Genomic DNA, 17,697 nt, shown 5'->3' on the forward strand with positions numbered 1-17,697 from the left:
CGCCTAGCGTTTGGTCCTGTCGGGGGTCATGGCAACTTTGAGGAATTGATTGCGGCGCAGAAGGTGGAATTGCGCTGCGCTGGCGGTTTGGAAACTGTTGTTTGCCATGACCCAAGCGAGATGCTTGAGGTTGGGGGTTTTCCAATCCATCACACCCACGATGATATCGCCCGTACTCAGGGCTTGCCGTGCCGCAGGACTGTTCGGTCGAACTTCGACAATCTTGAGTCCTCCTTCGTAGTCCTTACCGACCGGTTCGACTTGCGAGGCGGGGACGGGTACTACGCGGATTCCGAGTTTGTCCCAAGCCATGCGAAGGATATCCGTTTCGTCGGAAACGGAGGATTTTCTCGGAAGGACCACATTGTGAACGAGGGTTTCTCCGCTGCGCTGGAGTTCTAGCTCGATCGTCTCTCCGGCCGGTAGTCCCAGCAAGGCGAGTTCGATATCCAACGGTGTTTGAACCTTTTGGCCACCGATCGAGACAATTTCATCGCCGGGTTTGAATTCGCGCGACGATTTATTGCTGCTGCTTCGATATTCGTCCAAGACCAGCTGCATCCCATTTTCGGTCGAAACGCGAGAGCAGACCAAACCATGTGAGCCTGTTGTCCGGTATTGGGCGACGAGTTCGCTCATCACGGAGATCGCATTGTCGATCGGGATCGCGAACCCGATTCCTTGAGCGCCGACTCGGACGGCCACATTGATACCGATGACTTCTCCATCGATATTCAGCAATGGGCCGCCCGAGTTTCCTGGGTTGATATCGGCATTGGTTTGAATCAGGTCGGTGTATTGTTGCGAGCCGTTGACGGGGATGTCTCGATGGAGTGCGCTGATGATTCCAACGGTAACGGTGTTTTGATATCCGAAAGGATTTCCGATCGCGATGACGGATTCTCCACGAAGGAGATTATCGCTGCGTCCAACGTGGATGACGGGTAGGTCCTTGTCGACGTTGATTTTGATCATAGCGAGATCCGTTTCAGGATCGTAGTTGATCAGAGTTGCGATGGTAGTTGTCCCATCGGCGAGTGTGACCTCGATCTTTTGGACGGCGTCTACCACATGGTAGTTCGTGATGATCAAACCACGTCGGTCGATGATGACGCCCGTACCCATACCGTTGACTTCTTGGACGGTCGACACACCGTTGGTTCCGGTGTTGGTGACCGTCTTGTTGCCTTGGATGTTGACGACGGCGGGCTCGGCTTTGCGAATGGCGCGAACGATGGGGGTGACCCGATCGTTTTCTTGTTGAGCCCAAGCTGTTGAGCAACCTACGAGATGGGACGTAGGTCCTACCCAAAACGAGGTGGCCAACAATCCGACGGAGATTGCCTGCAGCCGCTGGGTTAGGGTGCGTAGTTTCATGCTGGTCCGAAGCTTGGGTACGGAAGCGGATTCTGGGTTGGCCAAACCGGCTAGAGCTTGAGGCTTGCTAGCAATGCGGGAACGGTTCGGTAACGGTAGGATCGGTTGTTCCAAAGAAGCGGCATGATCTGCCTATCCGAAGCTATCCCAAGTCGACCCACGCGACAGTCTCTTGCCAGATTCACCAGATTGACAATTTTCCTCCTTCTGACCTCTTGCATTGAAATAGGCGACGGGCCGATGGTAGATTGCGCGGTCTAGGATGGAGTCCAGGCTCCGTCACCTCCAGGACTTCCAAGGATTGAGGAAATCGAAGCATGCGCTGCCCCTATTGTTCCAGTGACAACGACGCGGTTCGCGATTCAAGGAGTGTCGAGGACGGCAAGGCGATACGCAGGCGTCGATATTGCAATCAATGCTGTCGTCGGTTCACCACGTACGAGCGGGTAGAAGGGCTGCTGCAAGTCGTCAAGCGGGACGGAAGTCATCAAGATTTCAGCCGGGCGAAGATCGCTCGGGGGCTGCAGGCAGCCTGTTGGAAACGAAAGATCAATGTCGAACAAATCGAGCGACTGGCAGCGGAAATCGAGTCGCACATCCTCGATCAGTACGAGAAAGAGGTCTCGAGTGAGGAGATCGGTGGCCTCTGCATGGAGTATTTGCGGGAGGTGGATCAAGTCGCTTTTGTGCGATTTGCCAGTGTGTATCGCCGGTTCAGCGACATTCAAGATTTTGTCGAGGAGTTGCGACCGATCTTGAAACGGAGTCAAAAGAGCTGATCGGGACTCGACAAAACGCTACAATTTGTCGCATGATCATTTGGGAGGGTTCTCCCTTTCCCGCGGCGGGCGGGTCGGGAGGGGGCTTCCCATGGTTCTTTTTTCTTTTCAGCGACAACTCTCTTCGGAAATTACCAGGGTACTATCATCGCCACGGCTACCGCAATCGACCCTCTTCAGGAACGCTGGAAGCATTTCGTGGGGCTAATCGATCAGGCTTTGGAGACTCGGATCGCAGGGTTGTCGGAGGCATGCCCCGATCGCTTGCGGGACTCGATGCGGTATTCGTTGTTAGGGCCTGGAAAAAGACTACGACCAGTACTTTGTTTGCTCGCGTGTGAATCGCTCGGTGGCACGGCTGCATCCGCGTTACCTTCTGCGATCGCTTTGGAAATGATCCATTGTTATTCGCTCATCCATGACGATTTGCCTGCGATGGATGATGACGATCTGCGTCGGGGACGGCCGACTTGCCACATTCAGTTCGATGAGGCGACAGCGATCCTAGCGGGGGATGGTCTCCAGGCCCTTGCTTTTCAAACATTGATGGAATCGGAGTTGACTCCTCGCCAGCAAGTGCAGAGTTTGCTGGTCTTGGCCAAGGCGGCGGGACCGGAGGGGATGGTTGCGGGGCAAGTGGACGATTTGTGGGCCGAGAAGCATGGGGGGGACGGCGGGCTGCTGCAATCCATTCATGCTCGAAAAACGGGGGCCATGATTCGCGGTTCGGTCGAATTGGGAGGGATCGCTGCGGGGGCATCCGAGAAAGACCTGCGCGTGATGTCCCAATACGGCGATGCAATCGGAATTGCTTTCCAAATCGCGGACGACCTACTGGACGTCGAGAGCACCGCGGAGAACACTGGGAAACGGACCGGAAAAGACCAGGAACGTGGCAAATTGACTTATCCCTCCATTTACGGGGTGGAGGATAGCCGGGCGAAGGCCCGCGAGTTGGTTCAAAAGGCCGTCCGTTTGGTGGAACCTTATGGAGCTGCGGCAGTGCCCCTTCAGCAACTAGCAAAATACATCATCGACAGGAGTCACTAGGCATGCACGAACTGCTTTCGAAACTGGAGTCCTCTGAATCTCTGCATTCGATGAGCATCGAGCAGCTCGAGCAGTTGGGGAGCGAGATCCGAGATGTGCTTTGCAATCTCTTGGCGACCCGAACCGCTCACTTTGCATCGAACCTCGGAGTGGTGGAGCTCTGCTTGGCGTTGCACAGTGTTTTCGACTTTCGACGGGATCGATTGATCTGGGACACTGGGCACCAGATCTATCCGCATAAGTTGATAACAGGTCGTTACAACGAATTTCAGAGCATACGCATGAAAGGGGGATTGATGGGATACCCCAATCCTTCCGAAAGCGAATATGACTTGTTCATGACGGGACACGCCGGCTGTTCTGTGTCGACGGCACTGGGATTGAAGAGTGGCGATGATCTTCAGAAGGAGGCGGGGCGAAAGAGCATCGCCGTCATCGGGGATGGAGCTTTTCCGTCCGGGATCGTCTTTGAAGCGATGAACAACGCGGGAGAGCTCAATTCGGATCTGATCGTGATTCTCAACGATAACAAGATGTCGATCTGTCCTCGCGTCGGTGCGGTCGCGAATTACTTGGATCGATTGCGAACAAACCCTTTCTACACGGGTCTCAAGAGCGAGGTCGTCAAGGTACTGAATAAGCTCCCGCTGTTTGGTGATCCTGCGGAGAAACTGTTGGCCCAAATCAAAGAGGGGGTCAAGGCGGGGATGGTGGGGGGCATGTTGTTCGAGGAGTTTGGATTCCGCTATATCGGACCGATCGATGGCCATGACATCCATCTGATGCGCAAGTATCTAGAGATGGTGAAGGATCAGAAAGGCCCGACATTGCTCCATGTGGTGACGGAGAAAGGGCGAGGTTACAAACCGGCGGAACGGGACCCCGTTTACTTCCACACTCCCCCGGCATTCGAGGATGAAGATGGTTCCCCGAAGGTTCGCTCGACCCTGGAGAAACCTGCGTTTACCAACTTCGCTCGCGATGCCATCTTGAGCCAGATGCACAAGAATGAAAAGGTGACGGTGATGACCGCTGCCATGTGCCAAGGGAACAAATTGGAGCCGGTTCGCGACGCCTTCGCCGATCGGTTCTTCGATGTCGGGATCTGCGAATCGCACGCCGTCGCTTTTGCGGCTGGGCAAGCCAAAACGGGCCTTCGCCCGATCGTTGCCATCTACTCCACGTTCATGCAGCGATCGTACGATCAGATCTTCCAGGAAGTCGCGCTGCAGAATTTACCGGTTTGCCTGATGATGGACCGAGCCGGTTTGACAGGTCCGGATGGTCCGACGCACCATGGGGTGTTTGATATTGGTTACCTGCGCGTTTTCCCGAATATTGCGATGATGGCTCCTGGGGATGCGACCGAGGTAGAACCGATGTTGGAGTTCGCGTTGCAGCACAACGGGCCAACTTCGATCCGCTATCCGAAAACGTCCGCCTTGACGTTTGAACGCCCCTTGCAGCCGATTGAGCTTGGAAAATCCGAAACGATCCGATGGGCTACCGATGGGGCGATCATCGCGTGCGGCGCCATGCTGCAGCAAGCCTTGGCGGCGGCGGATCTCCTTAAACAGGAGGGGATCGAGGTCGCCGTGATCAATGCGAGATTCATCAAACCGCTCGACACCGAGATGCTCGCGCAGGTGTTCGAAGAGTGCCGATTTGTCGTCACGGTCGAAGAAGGAGCGTTGATGGGAGGATTTGGTTCTGCGGTCCTCGAGTCCGCTTGCCAGCACGGTTGGGATACCCGAGGCCTCCGAACGCTCGGATTGCCCGATCGATTCATCGAACATGGGGAAAGGAACGACCTTCTAGCCGACCTCGGATTGGATGCAGCGGGAATTGCGGCGACGTGCCGGACCCTCAGCGCACGCTACTCCGATGCCAGCCACGCAGGAGTGTGATTTCACGTGTCTGAACACTCCGTTGCACCTTGGAGGTCCATGGGACGCGAGAAACCTCGCGTCGTTGTGCTTGCAGCACCGAATCGACCTCGGGTGGAATCGGAGTTGCCCAAGCTGCTGCCGTGCATTGAGCGTCATGCCGAGATCGTCGCGGTCGACAAGGCATTTCAGCACGACTTTGAGCAATGCTCTTCGGATTTGGTGGTGGTGCTTGGAGGGGACGGATCGATCTTGCAATCTGCCAGGCAGATGAAGCATCGGCAGAGACCCGTGTTGGGAGTGAATCTGGGGAAGCTCGGGTTCCTCGCGGCAATTCAACCGGACAAGTTCGTGAATGTATGGCCTGATATTGCAGAGGGGCATTTCACGCTCACCAGCCATTTGATGTTGCAGAGCGATGTGTATCGCGGAGACGAGTTGCTTCATTCGATGATCGGGCTCAATGAAGCGAGCATTCTAGGGGGCCCTCCCTATTCGATGCTTTACATCGATCTCTTCATCGATGCCGCTTTAGCGACAACCTACGCGTGCGATGGGTTGATCATCAGTACCCCCATCGGATCGACGGCGCACAATTTGTCCGCAGGGGGGCCCATCCTGCGCCGGAATCTTCAGGCGTTTGTGATCTGCCCGATCAGCCCCCACACCCTCACGATGCGTCCGGTTGTCGATACGGCGGATCGCGTGTTCGATCTGATGCTCCGAGTGGATCATCCGACCGCAAGCTTGGTCGTCGATGGTCGCGTGGTTTGTCATCTGGAGCGAGACATGAAGGTTCGCATCGCTCGAGCGGACTCCTCGTTTCAATTGATCGGTGTTCCAGGGCATGACGACTACCAGGCCTTGCGGGACAAACTGGGTTGGAGCGGCAAGCCCAGGCTGGCGGAATAACTATGGGGTTGGAGAAGTCCGAAGCGATCCTGCTGCGTTCGGTCGCATGGAGCGAAACAAGCTTGGTGGTGACCCTGTTTACTCGGTCCCATGGGAAAGTTTCTGCGGTGGCGAAGGGGGCGAGGCGATTGAAGAGCCCGTTTGAGAACGCGCTCGATTTATTGGCCAAGTCACAGATTGTTTTCATCGAGAAGCTGAACGACACCCTCGATATTCTCACCGAGGCCAAACTCGTGCGGCGATTCAAAGGTGGTGAGCATTCTTTGCTATCACTCTACGCAGCCTATTACTTGGCCGAGCTGACGCATGTGTTGACCGAGAACCATCAACCGATGGAGGACCATTTCGACGTTCTCGATGCGTCGCTCGTTAAGTTGGATGAAATGGAGGATCCTGCGAAGGTTGTTCTCCGATTTGAGATGGAATTCCTTCGGGTGCTTGGCCATTTACCGACGTTTGAGCTTTGCGCGGGATGCGGGAATTTTGTAGAGTCCGGGCGGAACCGAAGCTACTTGTTCGGAATCGACGCAGGAGGAGTGCTATGTGATTCTTGCCTCGCAGGACAGCGTTATGTCCTGCGATTGCGTGAGGAGACGATCACTTTTCTGCGAATGGTTGCATCGGACGGTGACGGGCTGGTCGATAGCGTGAGTAGTTACCGAGACCTATCCGCCACCACGCGAGGCGAAGTTCGATTTGCGATGGAGAAGTTTATTACCCATTTGGCGGATCGGCGATTGCGACTCATGGATTTCTTGGAGGAATTAAAACGTTGAGGAAGACCAAAAAGCTTCATAGCCTCCGGGTGAGCCATCCCACATGGATACTTTTAGTCTGGGTCGTTTCGATTTCAGGATGTGCGACGCTAGGGCTCACCAAGAAAGAGGACGAATACGATCTGGCCAAACGAGCGATCGAGGGGTATCAAGACTCTGAAGGGAACTACGTGCGTCCCGAGGGGCGTCTTGCCGAGAAACAACGGACGAGCAATATGCCAGGATTGCTAAAGAATGTTCCGTTGATCGGAACCAAGCCCGCCAATCCCACGTTGGCAAAGACGCAGTTCCAACAAGCGGAGGAGACCTATCGCCAGGCCACCGAGTTGTTCAAACAAGCGCAGAATACCCCCGAGGAGAATCGCGATCCGCAGATTACTGCAGCCGCTGAGCTGTTTGAAAAGGCTGGAAAGCAATTCGACGAGGCCGGAAAGAATTGGATCAGCTCCTACCTGCACCAAGATTCGCTTCTCATGGCCGCGGAAAGCTACTTCTTTGCTGAGCGATATCCTAAAGCCGAGGATCGTTACGTTAGGCTGGTGAAAGACTACCCCCGCACGCGATACCAAGACCATGTCGATAAGCGACGGATGGAAATCGGGCTCTATTGGAATCAGTTCGATGACCAGTTCTACCACGTGAACTTCACCGACAAACGAAAGCCGTGGAATGATACGGCCAAACATGGTATTCGCGTCTTGGAGAAGATGCGGCTCGATAGTCCCACTGGGAAGCTTGCGGACGACGTAACCATGGAACTGGCATCAAGCCATTTCCGCAATCAGAAGTGGATCGAAGCTCTCAATACGTATGACGAGCTGATCACCACGTATCCCGATTCTCGCCATCTCTACAGCGCTCACTTGCTCGGCATCAAATCCGCGCTCGAATCCTATCGAGGCCCGGATTATTCCTTTGATCCTTTGGACAAAGCGGATAAGTTTTTCCGGAACTTGAAACAGTTTCCCGAGGACTATCGCCGCGACAAGGATGAGATTGACCGCATGTACACCGAGTTGGTGAATCGGAAAGCGGAGAGGCTTTATAACAATGCCGAGCTTCGATTCAACAAAGGGGAGGCGCTCGCGGCGCGGTTGAAGTGCGAGGAGATCCTCGAGAACTTTGATCAAACCGCCTTTGCCCAACCCGCTCGTGATATGCTCGTGAAGCTGAGTACGATGCCGGATGAACCGACTCCCTATCTCTCCGAGTTGACGGTCCTATTTCCCAGTCGGGATAAGACCGCTCCCCTTCGCAAACCTCTGCCCGAGGAAGTGATCGAGTCGGACCGCAAAGAGCGCGAAGCGAGAACCGCAAGGCTCTTGGAAGCGACTCCGGTCGATGGCGGAGTGATTCGACGATGACCAAGAGCCTCGCGGGTGGGGTATTCCTATTGCTTCTGTCGATCTGTATTCCGGGATGTTTGGGGTACAACATCGGCACGCGCAGCTTGTACCGAAACGATGTTCGGACCATTCATGTGCCGATCATCAAATCCGATTCGTTCCGACCGGAGTTAGGGGTACAGCTCACCGAGACGCTTCAAAAAGAGATCGAACGCAGGACCCCATACAAACTGGCCGATCTCGGTACGGCAGATTCCATTCTCACCTGCCGGATGACGGGTGATTCGAAGCGAGTGATCGGCGAGACAGGAACCGACGAACCTCGTTTGCTTCAAACGGTAATGTCCATCGAGATGAGTTGGGTCGATCGACGCAACCTTCCACTAGTCGAGAACCGTTTCCTGCCACCTGGAGAAACGAACTTCTTCTTTTCGGACAACGCCGACTTTGTTCCGGAAGCGGGTCAGTCGATTTCAACAGCCAATATGCGAGTGGTGGAACGATTAGCGAACCACATCGTCGATCAGATGGAAGCCCGTTGGTAAGGATTGGCTATGCGAGCGGTGTTGCAGCGAGTGTCGGAAGCCTCCGTGACGGTCGAAGGAGAGGTTTCGGGCAAGATCGATCGGGGATGGCTAGTGCTCCTGGGGATCCGCAAAGGAGATAGCCGCGAAACGGCAAAATGGCTTGCTGAAAAATGCGTGGGACTGCGAGCGTTCAGCGACGAAGCTGGGAAGATGAATCTATCGGTTCGCGAAGTTTCGGGCTCTATGTTGATCGTGAGTCAGTTCACGCTCTACGGCGATTGCATCAAGGGCCGGCGCCCTAGCTTCGATCAAGCGGAGGAGCCAGGCATCGCTAACGAACTGTATGAATTCTTCTGCGAGCAAATTGCCGCGCAAGGCATTTCGGTCGCGAAAGGAGTCTTTCGAGCCGATATGCAGGTATCGCTCATCAACGACGGTCCGGTAACACTGATCGTGGAGCGATGAAAATGCTCGATGTGTGGCTGGATAGTCGAGGAGACAATCGAAGCTCGCACAGCATGCCGAGCAAGACAATGGGCAGGAGGGGAATTTGCCAAAGCGCATACACCTCGGGCGCGAGCATCAGGGCGAGCGAAAGGGTGACGAAGTAGCAAATGCCTCGTTGCGTTTCGGTCGCCAACATCCACACGATCGGAAGCAAAAGGATGCACAGGTCGTAGTGATAGAAATGGGGACTGAGCAGAATGGTCGCCAGCATCCAAGTCATCCAGCGTTTGGGATCGTTCCAGCTCGATCGCACTTCGACCGCGGCCAGCAGCGCGTAGAGGGCTAGCGGCAGACTGATGGCCATCTTTCCCCAAGCGGACCATCCGATAGGCAGACTGCTCGCCAAGCTGATGAGATTGCAAGACCAGTCGAGATGAAAACCATGTTGGTCGGTGTAGCGACCGGCGGTCGATGCAATGGCGAGGAACCCACCCCACGCTTCTTGCGGGAATATACAAATAGCTGCTCCCCAAAGGACCGCGGTCGATAGAGCCATGCCGCCCAAAAATCGCCATCGGCGGTCGAGAATCATCAGGAGTGGGAGGAGAAAGCAAAGAGTCGGCTTGATCGTTATCAGGCCGGCCAGGAGTCCGGCTGCAAACCAGCGATCCTGTTTTATCCAACGGCAAACGACCACAAAGAGGAGGAGCCAGAGAGCGCTCTTTTGCCCCAGGGTGATCGACAGAAGCAGAGGCGGAAAGAGGAGTACGCTTATCCAAAGATACCCACGTCCTCCCGATGCTTGTCCTCCCATGGACTGGAGAAGAATCGATGAGAGACACGCGGCGCCGAGCAAGAGCGCCAGCCACCCCAACACTGCAATGCGATAGGGAATCGCTCCCCATGGAGAGAACAAAAGATAGTGTGGGGGTGGATAGACCGGTGGGAAAAATTGCTCCGGATCCCACTCAAAACCGGTGATGGTCCGGTCGTGCTGCACGGCAAGGAATTCATCGGAATAGACAGAGTTGATCTGTCCGTTCCAGATCATGTGCCCCCCGGTCCATTCCTGCAAAAAGTCCGCTCCGTACGGAACGGTTTGGAGAGTAGGCGACCATTGGAAGTTGGGAGAAAAAAACAAGTAGATGCACCCGACTGCCAAAAATGCCAACGCCGGGAGTAAACGCCGGAATCGACGATCGGGGGTGAGGGTTCCGTTGGGCGATGACGCAGCCGGGGGCGATGTGAAATCGTTGGCGCAGTTGTCCAAATTCATGGGAACCCACTCGCGGTGGTGAGCATCAATAGAGAAAGCAGTTGTCGGGGATTTCCTCCCCATGGGTGGAGCGTAGGTTGCGGCGAGGCGAGTGGGGCGCGAAAGAGGCCGCCGGGGGAGAAGATCCGGGTAAGGATCGCAGAGGGATCGATAGAATCGGAATAAGCGGAATCCTTCGATCAGAACCTTGGACACCCTCGTCGAAGCAGAATAGGGAGGATGTCCAAGCGTTCTCTAGATCGTTGCCTAAGAAGGGAGGCGAGAGATGAGCCTTTAGTCCAACGCGTCGAAGCCGGAGGCAACGGTAGCAGCTTTGGGTTTCGACTCTCTCAAGCCGCGGCTGAGGATATCTCGCAACAGGGGCGAGTAATCTTCGTAACGGGCTTCGTCGGCGGGGCCATCGGAGTACTGGTAAATGGCATCGCGGGGCTTGGCTCCCAACGCAATGAGCGTGCTCGAGACAGTGCCGTAATCCGCGCCGCGCATCACCATATTGGCTCTACCGGTGGGGGTTGGGGAACGCGCGAAGACTCGGCTCGCCACCGCAAGAAACTTGACGGGGGAGTCCAGCGTTTGGAGCGTGAGCAGCCTGCTAGCAAGCTGAACGCGTTCATCGCGTGGATCGTTCAAATTTCGTGCGCCAACGATATTGAGTCCAGCTCGCATCTCGATGACTTCGTTCTCGTACTCATGATGGATCACGAACCCTCGATCGCGATCTGCGATCACCAGATTGCAAGCTTCAAATTGATGCTTGTCGAGTTCTTCGAGGGCGCGGTCCATGCAGGATTGCGAGTCGGTCCCTTTGAGGACCTCTTTGCAGAGCAATCCTCGGGAGCGGTTGCTACCTAGCGGTTCCAGTGTTCGTCGGTTGCAGATCCCGACAAAGACACCGTGTTGATTTACGCCTAACCAGGTTCCGCCACTTCGTTGGTCAGTCGGGCAGAGGATTCGAGGCTTGCCAGCTTGGATGCTCGGGCCTGTACTCCGTCGGTCAAAAAACTCCTCTCGATTGGCTGCTACAAGTATTGGGCTTTCAGAAACCACGCGATATTGAATGGCTAGCAAGCACATCGCAACATTCGCTCTTTCTATGGTTGGAGCTTCAGAATCGAGCCACGGCTAACGGCAGTTAATCGCACATACAGAGTGCTATTACGTGGCTCGCGACGGTCACTAATCTAACCTGACCGATACCCCCAAGTCACCCCCCTTTTTTCCAGATGCTAGCATAAATTGTGGAATACTTGTTAATAACCGAAGGGGGCATTTGCCTAGTTTCTCCAGACCTCCGGATCGATTTTTTGGGGGGATCGCCCGCCCCTAGCCGAGCATGGGCTAACCCATGGCACCCGGTGTGATCACCAGGGGCAACGCTGCCATCTCGCTTTCGTCGGCCGCCATGATGTCCTCCAAGTCTTTGGTTCGGACGCAGTCGACGTAGCAACGACGTTTCCCGTCGACTTCTTCTTCGACCAAACCGTGGATGTCGGTGTGGAAGCCGGGGAATTGCTCGTTGAACATGCGTGCGAATCGGAGGTACTCCACGATCGACTTGTTGAATCTCTCGCCGGGGATAAGGAGAGGAATGCCGGGTGGGTAGGGGGTCAGGAGAACGGCGGTGGCTCTTCCCTCGAGGTGATCGATTTCGACGCGATCGATTTCCTCGTGAGCCATCATGGCGAATGCATCGGATGGTTTCATCGCGGGTTGCATCGGGGAGAGGTACATTTCGGTCGTGACTTTCGCCACATCGTGCTTGCGGTAGGTGTCGTGGATCTGTTGGCACAAATCGCGGAGCCCGATTCGTTCGTACTTGGGATACTGTTGGCAGAACTCGGGGAGAATCTTCCACATCGGTTGATTCTTGTCGTAGTCATCCTTGAACTGCTGCAGGGAGCTGAGAAGTGTGTTCCAACGTCCCTTGGTGATTCCAATCGTGAACATAATGAAGAAGGAGTAGAGCCCAGTCTTCTCGACGATGACTCCGTGTTCGACCAAGTATCGGGTGACGATCGAAGCGGGGATTCCGGTTTCCGAGAATTGGCCGGACACGTCCAAGCCCGGGGTGATCACGGTCGCTTTGATGGGGTCGAGCATATTGAAGCCGGGAGCGACGCGGCCGAACCCGTGCCATGAGTCTTTCGTGTGGAGCATCCAATCTTCACGCGTTCCGATTCCTTCCTCGGCCAACGTGTCGGGGCCCCAAACCTTGAACCACCAATCGCTGCCCCATTCGTCGTCGACTTTGCGCATTGCGCGTCGGAAGTCGAGGGCTTCCATGATCGACTCTTCGACGAGCGAAGTCCCTCCCGGTGGCTCCATCATCGCTGCGGCTACGTCGCAGGAGGCAATGATCGCGTACTGCGGCGATGTCGACGCGTGCATCAGATACGCTTCATTGAACGTATGGCGGTCGAGCTTCTTGTATTGCGGCTCGCGCACCAAAATCTGCGATGCTTGCGAGATCCCCGCTAGCAGTTTGTGGGTCGAGTGGGTCGCAAAGATCATCGACTCCTTAGGAGCGGGGCGGTTAGGGCCGATCGCATGCATGTCTTTGTAGAAATGATGGAAGGCGGCATGCGGCAACCAAGCTTCGTCGAAATGAAGGGTGCCGATTTGGCCATCGAGCATGCGTCGAAGCTCTTCGACATTATAAACGATGCCGTCGTAGGTGCTTTGCGTGATGGTCAAGATGCGAGGGCGACGCTCTGGGTGCTGGGCCTGCGCTTCGCGCGCAAATGGGTTCGCCTCGATCTTCTTTTGGATGTTATCGGGATGGAACTCCTCTAATGGAATCGGGCCGATGATCCCAAGGTTGTTACGGGTGGGAGTCAAGAAGACCGGGACAGCTCCGGTCATGATGATGGCGTGAAGCACGGACTTGTGGCAGTTTCGATCGACGACGACGATATCGCCGGAAGCGACCGTCGAGTGCCACACGATCTTGTTCGATGTCGAGGTCCCATTGGTGACAAAGAAGCAATGGTCAGCACCGAAGATCCGAGCCGAGTTTCGTTCGGAGGCAGCGACCGGACCTGTATGGTCCAAGAGCTGGCCTAGCTCTTCCACCGCGTTGCACACATCGGCTCGCAACATGTTTTCGCCAAAGAATTGGTGGAACATCTGACCGACGGGGCTTTTGAGAAATGCGACCCCACCGGAGTGCCCCGGGCAGTGCCAGGAGTACGAGCCGTCTTGAGCGTAATGGACCATCGCGCGAAAGAAGGGAGGGGCCAGTCCGTCGAGATACGCCTTGGCTTCGCGCAAGATGTGCCGCGCGACAAACTCGGGGGTATCCTCGAACATATGGATGAATCCATGCAGCTCTCGAAGAATGTCGTTCGGAATGTGACGCGACGTTCTGGTCTCGCCGTACAAGAAGATCGGTATGTCCGCGTTCTTGAAACGGATCTCGGTGATGAAGTTCCTGATGTTCTCCAGCGCCGAGGCCATCGATTTCTCATTCGCAAACTCGTCGTCATCGATCGAGAGGATGAAGGCCGAAGCGCGGCTCTGTTGTTGAGCGAATTGAGACAAGTCGCCAAAGGTGGTAACCCCGGCGACTTCAATACCCTCTCGTTCGATGGCATCGGCGAGCGCCCGAATACCCAATCCGGATGCATTGCCAGAACGGAAATCCTCGTCGATAATGACAACCGGAAACTTGAACTTCATAAAGAACCTTCTTCGAGGTATCAACCGCGTGAAATCATGGGGCTTACCCCCCCCATCGCATGCTTCAAAGTACCGGAGCAGAAGCAAGTAGGAAAGCGGCAAATCGCAATTTCACCGACGATTCCAAGAGGGCCGCCGTTGGACGGTTGAGCGGAGCGTTCCGCTAGGCTCCGATCGTGTGCAGCATTTTCGCCGTCTGCAAGATGGCTTCGCTCGGAATGGTATGGGGGCCGTCGAACTCGAGCAGCTTGCCATCGAATCCAAGCTCGGATAGCAACTCATAAAGCCACTGCCCGGTGGCGAACGGCAGGATGTTGTCCAAGCGTCCGTGGCTTTGAATGAGGGGCAAGTTGCGAACCGGGTTGGAGGTCTTGCGCCAGCGCGATTCACAAATCAGTGCACCCGAGTAGGCGATCAATCCCGACACGTCCGTGAGCGAACCGCGCAGAGCGGTATCGGTCGCGAGCATAGCTCCTTGGGAAAATCCTCCCAGCACCACAGGTAGGGTGCCTTCGAGTTTGAAGTCCGAGGCGATGGATTTCCGTGCTTCGTCGATGCAGTTTTGTAGTTGTTGCCTCGCGTCATCGAGTTCGGGAGGAACGGTCTCTCGCATGGCATCGAACGAGTTGGTCGCGGACATCATCATAAGCTGGGCCATGTTGAGGGGCCACCAAGCTCGACCGTCCGGAATGCCTTGGTCCTCCAAATCGATCGGGCCTTCCGGGCAAAGAAACGCGAACGGGGCTGTGTTGTCCGGTAAATAATAGAGGAGATCGTCAAAGAGATTGACGAGATCGGTACCCGGTGCTCCGAAACCGTGCATCAACGTGAGAAGGTAACGCGGCGCGGCTTTCGCGGGGAGAATGAACGCGGTGTTCAAACCTCCCAAGCAAGGTCGGGAGAACGACCAAGCATCGGGATCGTATTTCATGGCTTGTTATTTCAATTCTCGACGTGTTACTTGGATTCGCGGCTTTTTACTTTAGTTCGCGAAAGGTGGACCAGCTGAGATAGCCCAACGTACCAGAACAAACGAGAAAAACGAGATCCATCAAGAGGCTCTGGTAACGAAAGAGCGACCCCATGCCGGCAAGGCTCATGATGAGATTGACGAGAAACAACAAGAATACGAGGCCGGCGATGACAAGACCGCTCAAACATAAAGCTCTAGGCATCAACAACCTCGGTGCATTGCAAGGAAGTGCCCAGCCAAGGCCGGGTTCTCGATCGGATGATACGCATTGAAGGCGGTCGGTTAAGCGCTCGAGGTGATGAAAATCAAGGATGACGAGGGGTGGTCTAGTGGGCTGAGGACCGAGGCTAGTATAGTTGAAGATTTTCGACTGTCATCGCCCCAGACGAAGCTCTTGTTTTTTTCTTCAAATTCCCTTAGCTGCCGGCGGAATCCGCGGTGCACCCCCTATGACTGGACTGCCGATGTCGCACAAAACCTCCTTAGAAATGCAAGAATTCCCTTCCTCTTCGGAGGTTCGTCGGACGCTTCGTAGCCACATGCCGGTGACATGTGAGTGGGCTTACTTCGACCACGCTGCGGTCGCGCCTCTCCCCTCTGTCGCTGCAGAGGCAGGGAGAGTTTTCTTGAGTCAAGCCGAGAAGAGCGGGGATTGTTCCTGGCCGGAATGGTCGGCGATCGCAGCCCGGCTTCGCGGAAGCGCGGCTGCGCTCATCCAGTGCGATGCCGACGAAATCGCCTTGGTCCCCAACACCACCTTTGCGATCAACCTCATCGCTTCGGCATTCCCATGGTTCTCCTCCAACTCCAGTTCCGCCCTGCCTAATGTTGCGCGGCCCAATGTTGCCCGGCCCAATGTTGTAGTCATCGAGAATGAGTTTTCGAGCAATTTGCTCCCCTGGCTGGAGCTCTCTCGGTCGGGGGTCGAGGTTCGCGTGGTGCCGGTCGATCCATCGGGTATCGTGTCGCTCGATGGCTTGGCTGAACGAATCGATTCGGCGACGCGACTGGTGAGCATCAGTTGGGTTGGCTACTCGTCCGGCTATCGAATCGATTTGCCAAAGGTGTGCGACCTGGTTCACTCCAGGGGTGCCGAGCTTTTCTTGGATGCGATCCAGGGATTGGGAGTGTTTTCATGCGATGTGTCCCAACTCCCTATCGACTACTTGGCGGCCGATGGACACAAATGGTTGCTAGGGCCCGAAGGAGCCGGGCTTCTTTACATCCGCCGTGAAAGACTCGCAAAGCTGGAGAATCGCATGGTGGGTTGGAACTCGGTACAAGGAGCACATCGGTTTCAAAATGCCGAGGTTCAATTCAAATCCGATGCCTCGCGGTTTGAAGGAGGTTCAGCCAATCATCTTGGTATCGTCTGTTTGGAAGCGAGCTTGCGGCTTCTTTTAGACCTTGGCGTCCATCAAGCCGGCAACGGGGTTGCGGCAGCGGTTCTGGAGAATGCCGACTGCATCGAAGAGTCCCTGCGAAGCTTGGGAGCGATCGTGCATCGGGATAAGGAAACAGCAGACCGATTATCCACACATTGCAGCGGAATCGTTTCCTTCGAGATCGCAGGGAAGGATCCGCAAGCGATTCGGAACGCACTTATTCGGAACAAAGTGGTTACAAGTGTTCGTCATGGACGTTTGCGCGTCGCAACGCATGCCTACAATAACGCGGAAGACGTTCAGCGGCTTTGCGATGCGATTCGGTCCCAAATACTCGATAACTAGATCTTCGATAACTAGATCTTTGAGAAGTTGGGTATCGATGGACTCGTAGGCTGCCCCCGCGCGATACCATTGCGTTGGCGCGTCACTTTATTTTTCTTTCACGAGTCCTTTTCCCACACCGACTTCTTATGAGCCAGTTTTCACCGACCAATCCTTACAACGCTTCGGTCGCTTCCAATTTCGACGCGAAGGCGACGGATCAAACCCTTGGAGGCTTTACCAAGTTTCTATTGATCATGTTTGTTGTCTTTGGAGTGCTCGGCGTTGCAGGTGGTTGCATCGGTTTGGTGCAGACAATCGGTGCCCTGGCGGTGACGAGCACGGCAGCCGGAGTCGGGGGCAATGCCGACGGCGATGCGGCGGATGCCGGTGCGACAGATGCCGGTGCGATGGTGGAAGGGGATGGGGCTGCGGAAGCGGAAGGTGACGCGGACGGAGCGGCTTTGGATGACATGGATGACGAAGAGCGCGTGAGACGGATCACCGAAGCGGCCCAGAATGCGTTCCCCGGTGCCATGGCGATTCAGATCGCTTTGCAACTGGTGAGTATGATCGTTTCGGTGTTGATGTTGCTGGGAGGGATCTTTGGATTGCAACGCAAGAAGATCGGAGCGAGTTTGGTGCGAGGCACCTCCGCCTTCATGATTCCTTTCAAAATGGTCGAGTCGGGCGTCGGTGGATATGTAACGTGGAAAGTCATGGAGATCGGTAAAGACGAGTTTGGTCGCGAACTGAATCGACAAGGAGCCCCGGATTTCGATCCCGCGGCGTTCTTCCAAATCATCGCCGTCGCGGCACTCGCTGGGATCATCATCTGGGGATTGGTGCTCATTGGGTTCTATTTGATTGCCTTCCTGCACATGGGCAAAGCCTCGGTGAGTTCGAAGTTCGAATAGTTCGTTCTGGCTGTTCGACGACGTCGAGATAGCACGTCGAGATA

General features: G+C 55.4%; 16 protein-coding genes. 10 read left to right on the top strand and 6 right to left on the bottom strand.

Annotated features, from left to right (window positions below):
• Positions 1–3 precede the first annotated feature (3 nt).
• Positions 4–1,377 carry a S1C family serine protease gene (locus tag SH467x_RS13420; RefSeq protein WP_482367617.1) on the bottom strand — a complete coding sequence of 458 codons (1,374 nt, stop codon included), beginning with the start codon at positions 1,375–1,377 and terminating at the stop codon, positions 4–6.
• Between the two features lie 317 nt (positions 1,378–1,694).
• On the opposite strand from SH467x_RS13420, the gene nrdR reads away from it, so the two are divergent.
• The 8 genes from nrdR (at position 1,695) to dtd (ending at position 9,118) form a co-directional block, all read left to right on the top strand.
• On the top strand, positions 1,695–2,156 hold the full coding sequence (nrdR, locus tag SH467x_RS13425; protein WP_482367618.1) for a transcriptional regulator NrdR: 462 nt from the start codon (positions 1,695–1,697) through the stop codon (positions 2,154–2,156).
• A 198-nt stretch (positions 2,157–2,354) separates the two neighbouring features.
• Complete coding sequence (locus tag SH467x_RS13430) at positions 2,355–3,206, top strand: polyprenyl synthetase family protein (RefSeq protein ID WP_482367619.1); 852 nt, start codon at positions 2,355–2,357, stop codon at positions 3,204–3,206.
• A 2-nt stretch (positions 3,207–3,208) separates the two neighbouring features.
• Positions 3,209–5,113 (top strand): 1-deoxy-D-xylulose-5-phosphate synthase, encoded by a 1,905-nt coding sequence (gene dxs / locus SH467x_RS13435; RefSeq protein ID WP_482367620.1) that lies wholly within the window; start codon positions 3,209–3,211, stop codon positions 5,111–5,113.
• A 39-nt stretch (positions 5,114–5,152) separates the two neighbouring features.
• Positions 5,153–6,004 carry an NAD(+)/NADH kinase gene (locus SH467x_RS13440; RefSeq protein ID WP_482367621.1) on the top strand — a complete coding sequence of 284 codons (852 nt, stop codon included), beginning with the start codon at positions 5,153–5,155 and terminating at the stop codon, positions 6,002–6,004.
• A gap of 2 nt (positions 6,005–6,006) precedes the next feature.
• Positions 6,007–6,780: a DNA repair protein RecO gene (gene recO / locus SH467x_RS13445; protein ID WP_482367622.1), complete on the top strand. Its 774-nt coding sequence runs from the start codon at positions 6,007–6,009 to the stop codon at positions 6,778–6,780.
• Positions 6,777–8,144: an outer membrane protein assembly factor BamD gene (gene bamD / locus SH467x_RS13450; protein WP_482367623.1), complete on the top strand. Its 1,368-nt coding sequence runs from the start codon at positions 6,777–6,779 to the stop codon at positions 8,142–8,144. The genes recO and bamD overlap by 4 nt, the downstream gene beginning before the upstream one ends.
• A complete protein-coding gene (lptE, locus tag SH467x_RS13455; protein ID WP_482367624.1) occupies positions 8,141–8,671 on the top strand; it encodes an LPS assembly lipoprotein LptE in 531 nt (176 codons plus the stop codon). The genes bamD and lptE overlap by 4 nt, the downstream gene beginning before the upstream one ends.
• A gap of 9 nt (positions 8,672–8,680) precedes the next feature.
• Positions 8,681–9,118, top strand: coding sequence for a D-aminoacyl-tRNA deacylase (gene dtd / locus SH467x_RS13460; protein WP_482367625.1), 438 nt, complete (start codon positions 8,681–8,683; stop codon positions 9,116–9,118).
• Here dtd and SH467x_RS13465 read toward each other — a convergent pair.
• The 5 genes from SH467x_RS13465 to SH467x_RS13485 form a co-directional block, all read right to left on the bottom strand.
• On the bottom strand, positions 9,081–10,376 hold the full coding sequence (locus tag SH467x_RS13465) for a glycosyltransferase family 87 protein (protein WP_482367626.1): 1,296 nt from the start codon (positions 10,374–10,376) through the stop codon (positions 9,081–9,083). The two genes, dtd and SH467x_RS13465, sit on opposite strands and share 38 nt — an antisense overlap.
• 273 nt (positions 10,377–10,649) lie before the next feature.
• Positions 10,650–11,450 (bottom strand): NRDE family protein, encoded by an 801-nt coding sequence (locus SH467x_RS13470; RefSeq protein WP_482367627.1) that lies wholly within the window; start codon positions 11,448–11,450, stop codon positions 10,650–10,652.
• Positions 11,451–11,714: 264 nt separating this feature from the next.
• Entirely contained in the window at positions 11,715–14,054 is a 2,340-nt protein-coding gene (locus SH467x_RS13475) for an Orn/Lys/Arg family decarboxylase (RefSeq protein ID WP_482367628.1), read from the bottom strand.
• 163 nt (positions 14,055–14,217) lie between these two features.
• On the bottom strand, positions 14,218–14,985 hold the full coding sequence (locus SH467x_RS13480; protein WP_482367629.1) for an alpha/beta hydrolase: 768 nt from the start codon (positions 14,983–14,985) through the stop codon (positions 14,218–14,220).
• Between the two features lie 46 nt (positions 14,986–15,031).
• The gene (locus tag SH467x_RS13485; RefSeq protein WP_482367630.1) at positions 15,032–15,229 is read right to left on the bottom strand and encodes a hypothetical protein; all 198 of its coding nucleotides are present in this window, start codon (positions 15,227–15,229) and stop codon (positions 15,032–15,034) included.
• A gap of 337 nt (positions 15,230–15,566) precedes the next feature.
• On the opposite strand from SH467x_RS13485, the gene SH467x_RS13490 reads away from it, so the two are divergent.
• Positions 15,567–16,757 (top strand): aminotransferase class V-fold PLP-dependent enzyme, encoded by a 1,191-nt coding sequence (locus tag SH467x_RS13490; protein ID WP_482367631.1) that lies wholly within the window; start codon positions 15,567–15,569, stop codon positions 16,755–16,757.
• 128 nt (positions 16,758–16,885) lie between these two features.
• Positions 16,886–17,653, top strand: coding sequence for a hypothetical protein (locus SH467x_RS13495; RefSeq protein ID WP_482367632.1), 768 nt, complete (start codon positions 16,886–16,888; stop codon positions 17,651–17,653).
• The last annotated feature ends 44 nt before the right edge of the window (positions 17,654–17,697 follow it).

Source organism: Brakhagea slesvicensis, assembly GCF_052161625.1.
Lineage (GTDB): Bacteria > Planctomycetota > Planctomycetia > Pirellulales > Pirellulaceae > JBKCUI01.

Coding starts and splice junctions, on each gene's coding strand:
- SH467x_RS13420 (WP_482367617.1), bottom strand. CDS start 1,377: ATGAAACTACGCACCCTAACCCAGCGGCTGCAGGCAATCTCCGTCGGA.
- nrdR (WP_482367618.1), top strand. CDS start 1,695: ATGCGCTGCCCCTATTGTTCCAGTGACAACGACGCGGTTCGCGATTCA.
- dxs (WP_482367620.1), top strand. CDS start 3,209: ATGCACGAACTGCTTTCGAAACTGGAGTCCTCTGAATCTCTGCATTCG.
- SH467x_RS13440 (WP_482367621.1), top strand. CDS start 5,153: ATGGGACGCGAGAAACCTCGCGTCGTTGTGCTTGCAGCACCGAATCGA.
- recO (WP_482367622.1), top strand. CDS start 6,007: ATGGGGTTGGAGAAGTCCGAAGCGATCCTGCTGCGTTCGGTCGCATGG.
- lptE (WP_482367624.1), top strand. CDS start 8,141: ATGACCAAGAGCCTCGCGGGTGGGGTATTCCTATTGCTTCTGTCGATC.
- dtd (WP_482367625.1), top strand. CDS start 8,681: ATGCGAGCGGTGTTGCAGCGAGTGTCGGAAGCCTCCGTGACGGTCGAA.
- SH467x_RS13465 (WP_482367626.1), bottom strand. CDS start 10,376: ATGAATTTGGACAACTGCGCCAACGATTTCACATCGCCCCCGGCTGCG.
- SH467x_RS13470 (WP_482367627.1), bottom strand. CDS start 11,450: ATGTGCTTGCTAGCCATTCAATATCGCGTGGTTTCTGAAAGCCCAATA.
- SH467x_RS13475 (WP_482367628.1), bottom strand. CDS start 14,054: ATGAAGTTCAAGTTTCCGGTTGTCATTATCGACGAGGATTTCCGTTCT.
- SH467x_RS13480 (WP_482367629.1), bottom strand. CDS start 14,985: ATGAAATACGATCCCGATGCTTGGTCGTTCTCCCGACCTTGCTTGGGA.
- SH467x_RS13485 (WP_482367630.1), bottom strand. CDS start 15,229: ATGCCTAGAGCTTTATGTTTGAGCGGTCTTGTCATCGCCGGCCTCGTA.
- SH467x_RS13490 (WP_482367631.1), top strand. CDS start 15,567: ATGCCGGTGACATGTGAGTGGGCTTACTTCGACCACGCTGCGGTCGCG.
- SH467x_RS13495 (WP_482367632.1), top strand. CDS start 16,886: ATGAGCCAGTTTTCACCGACCAATCCTTACAACGCTTCGGTCGCTTCC.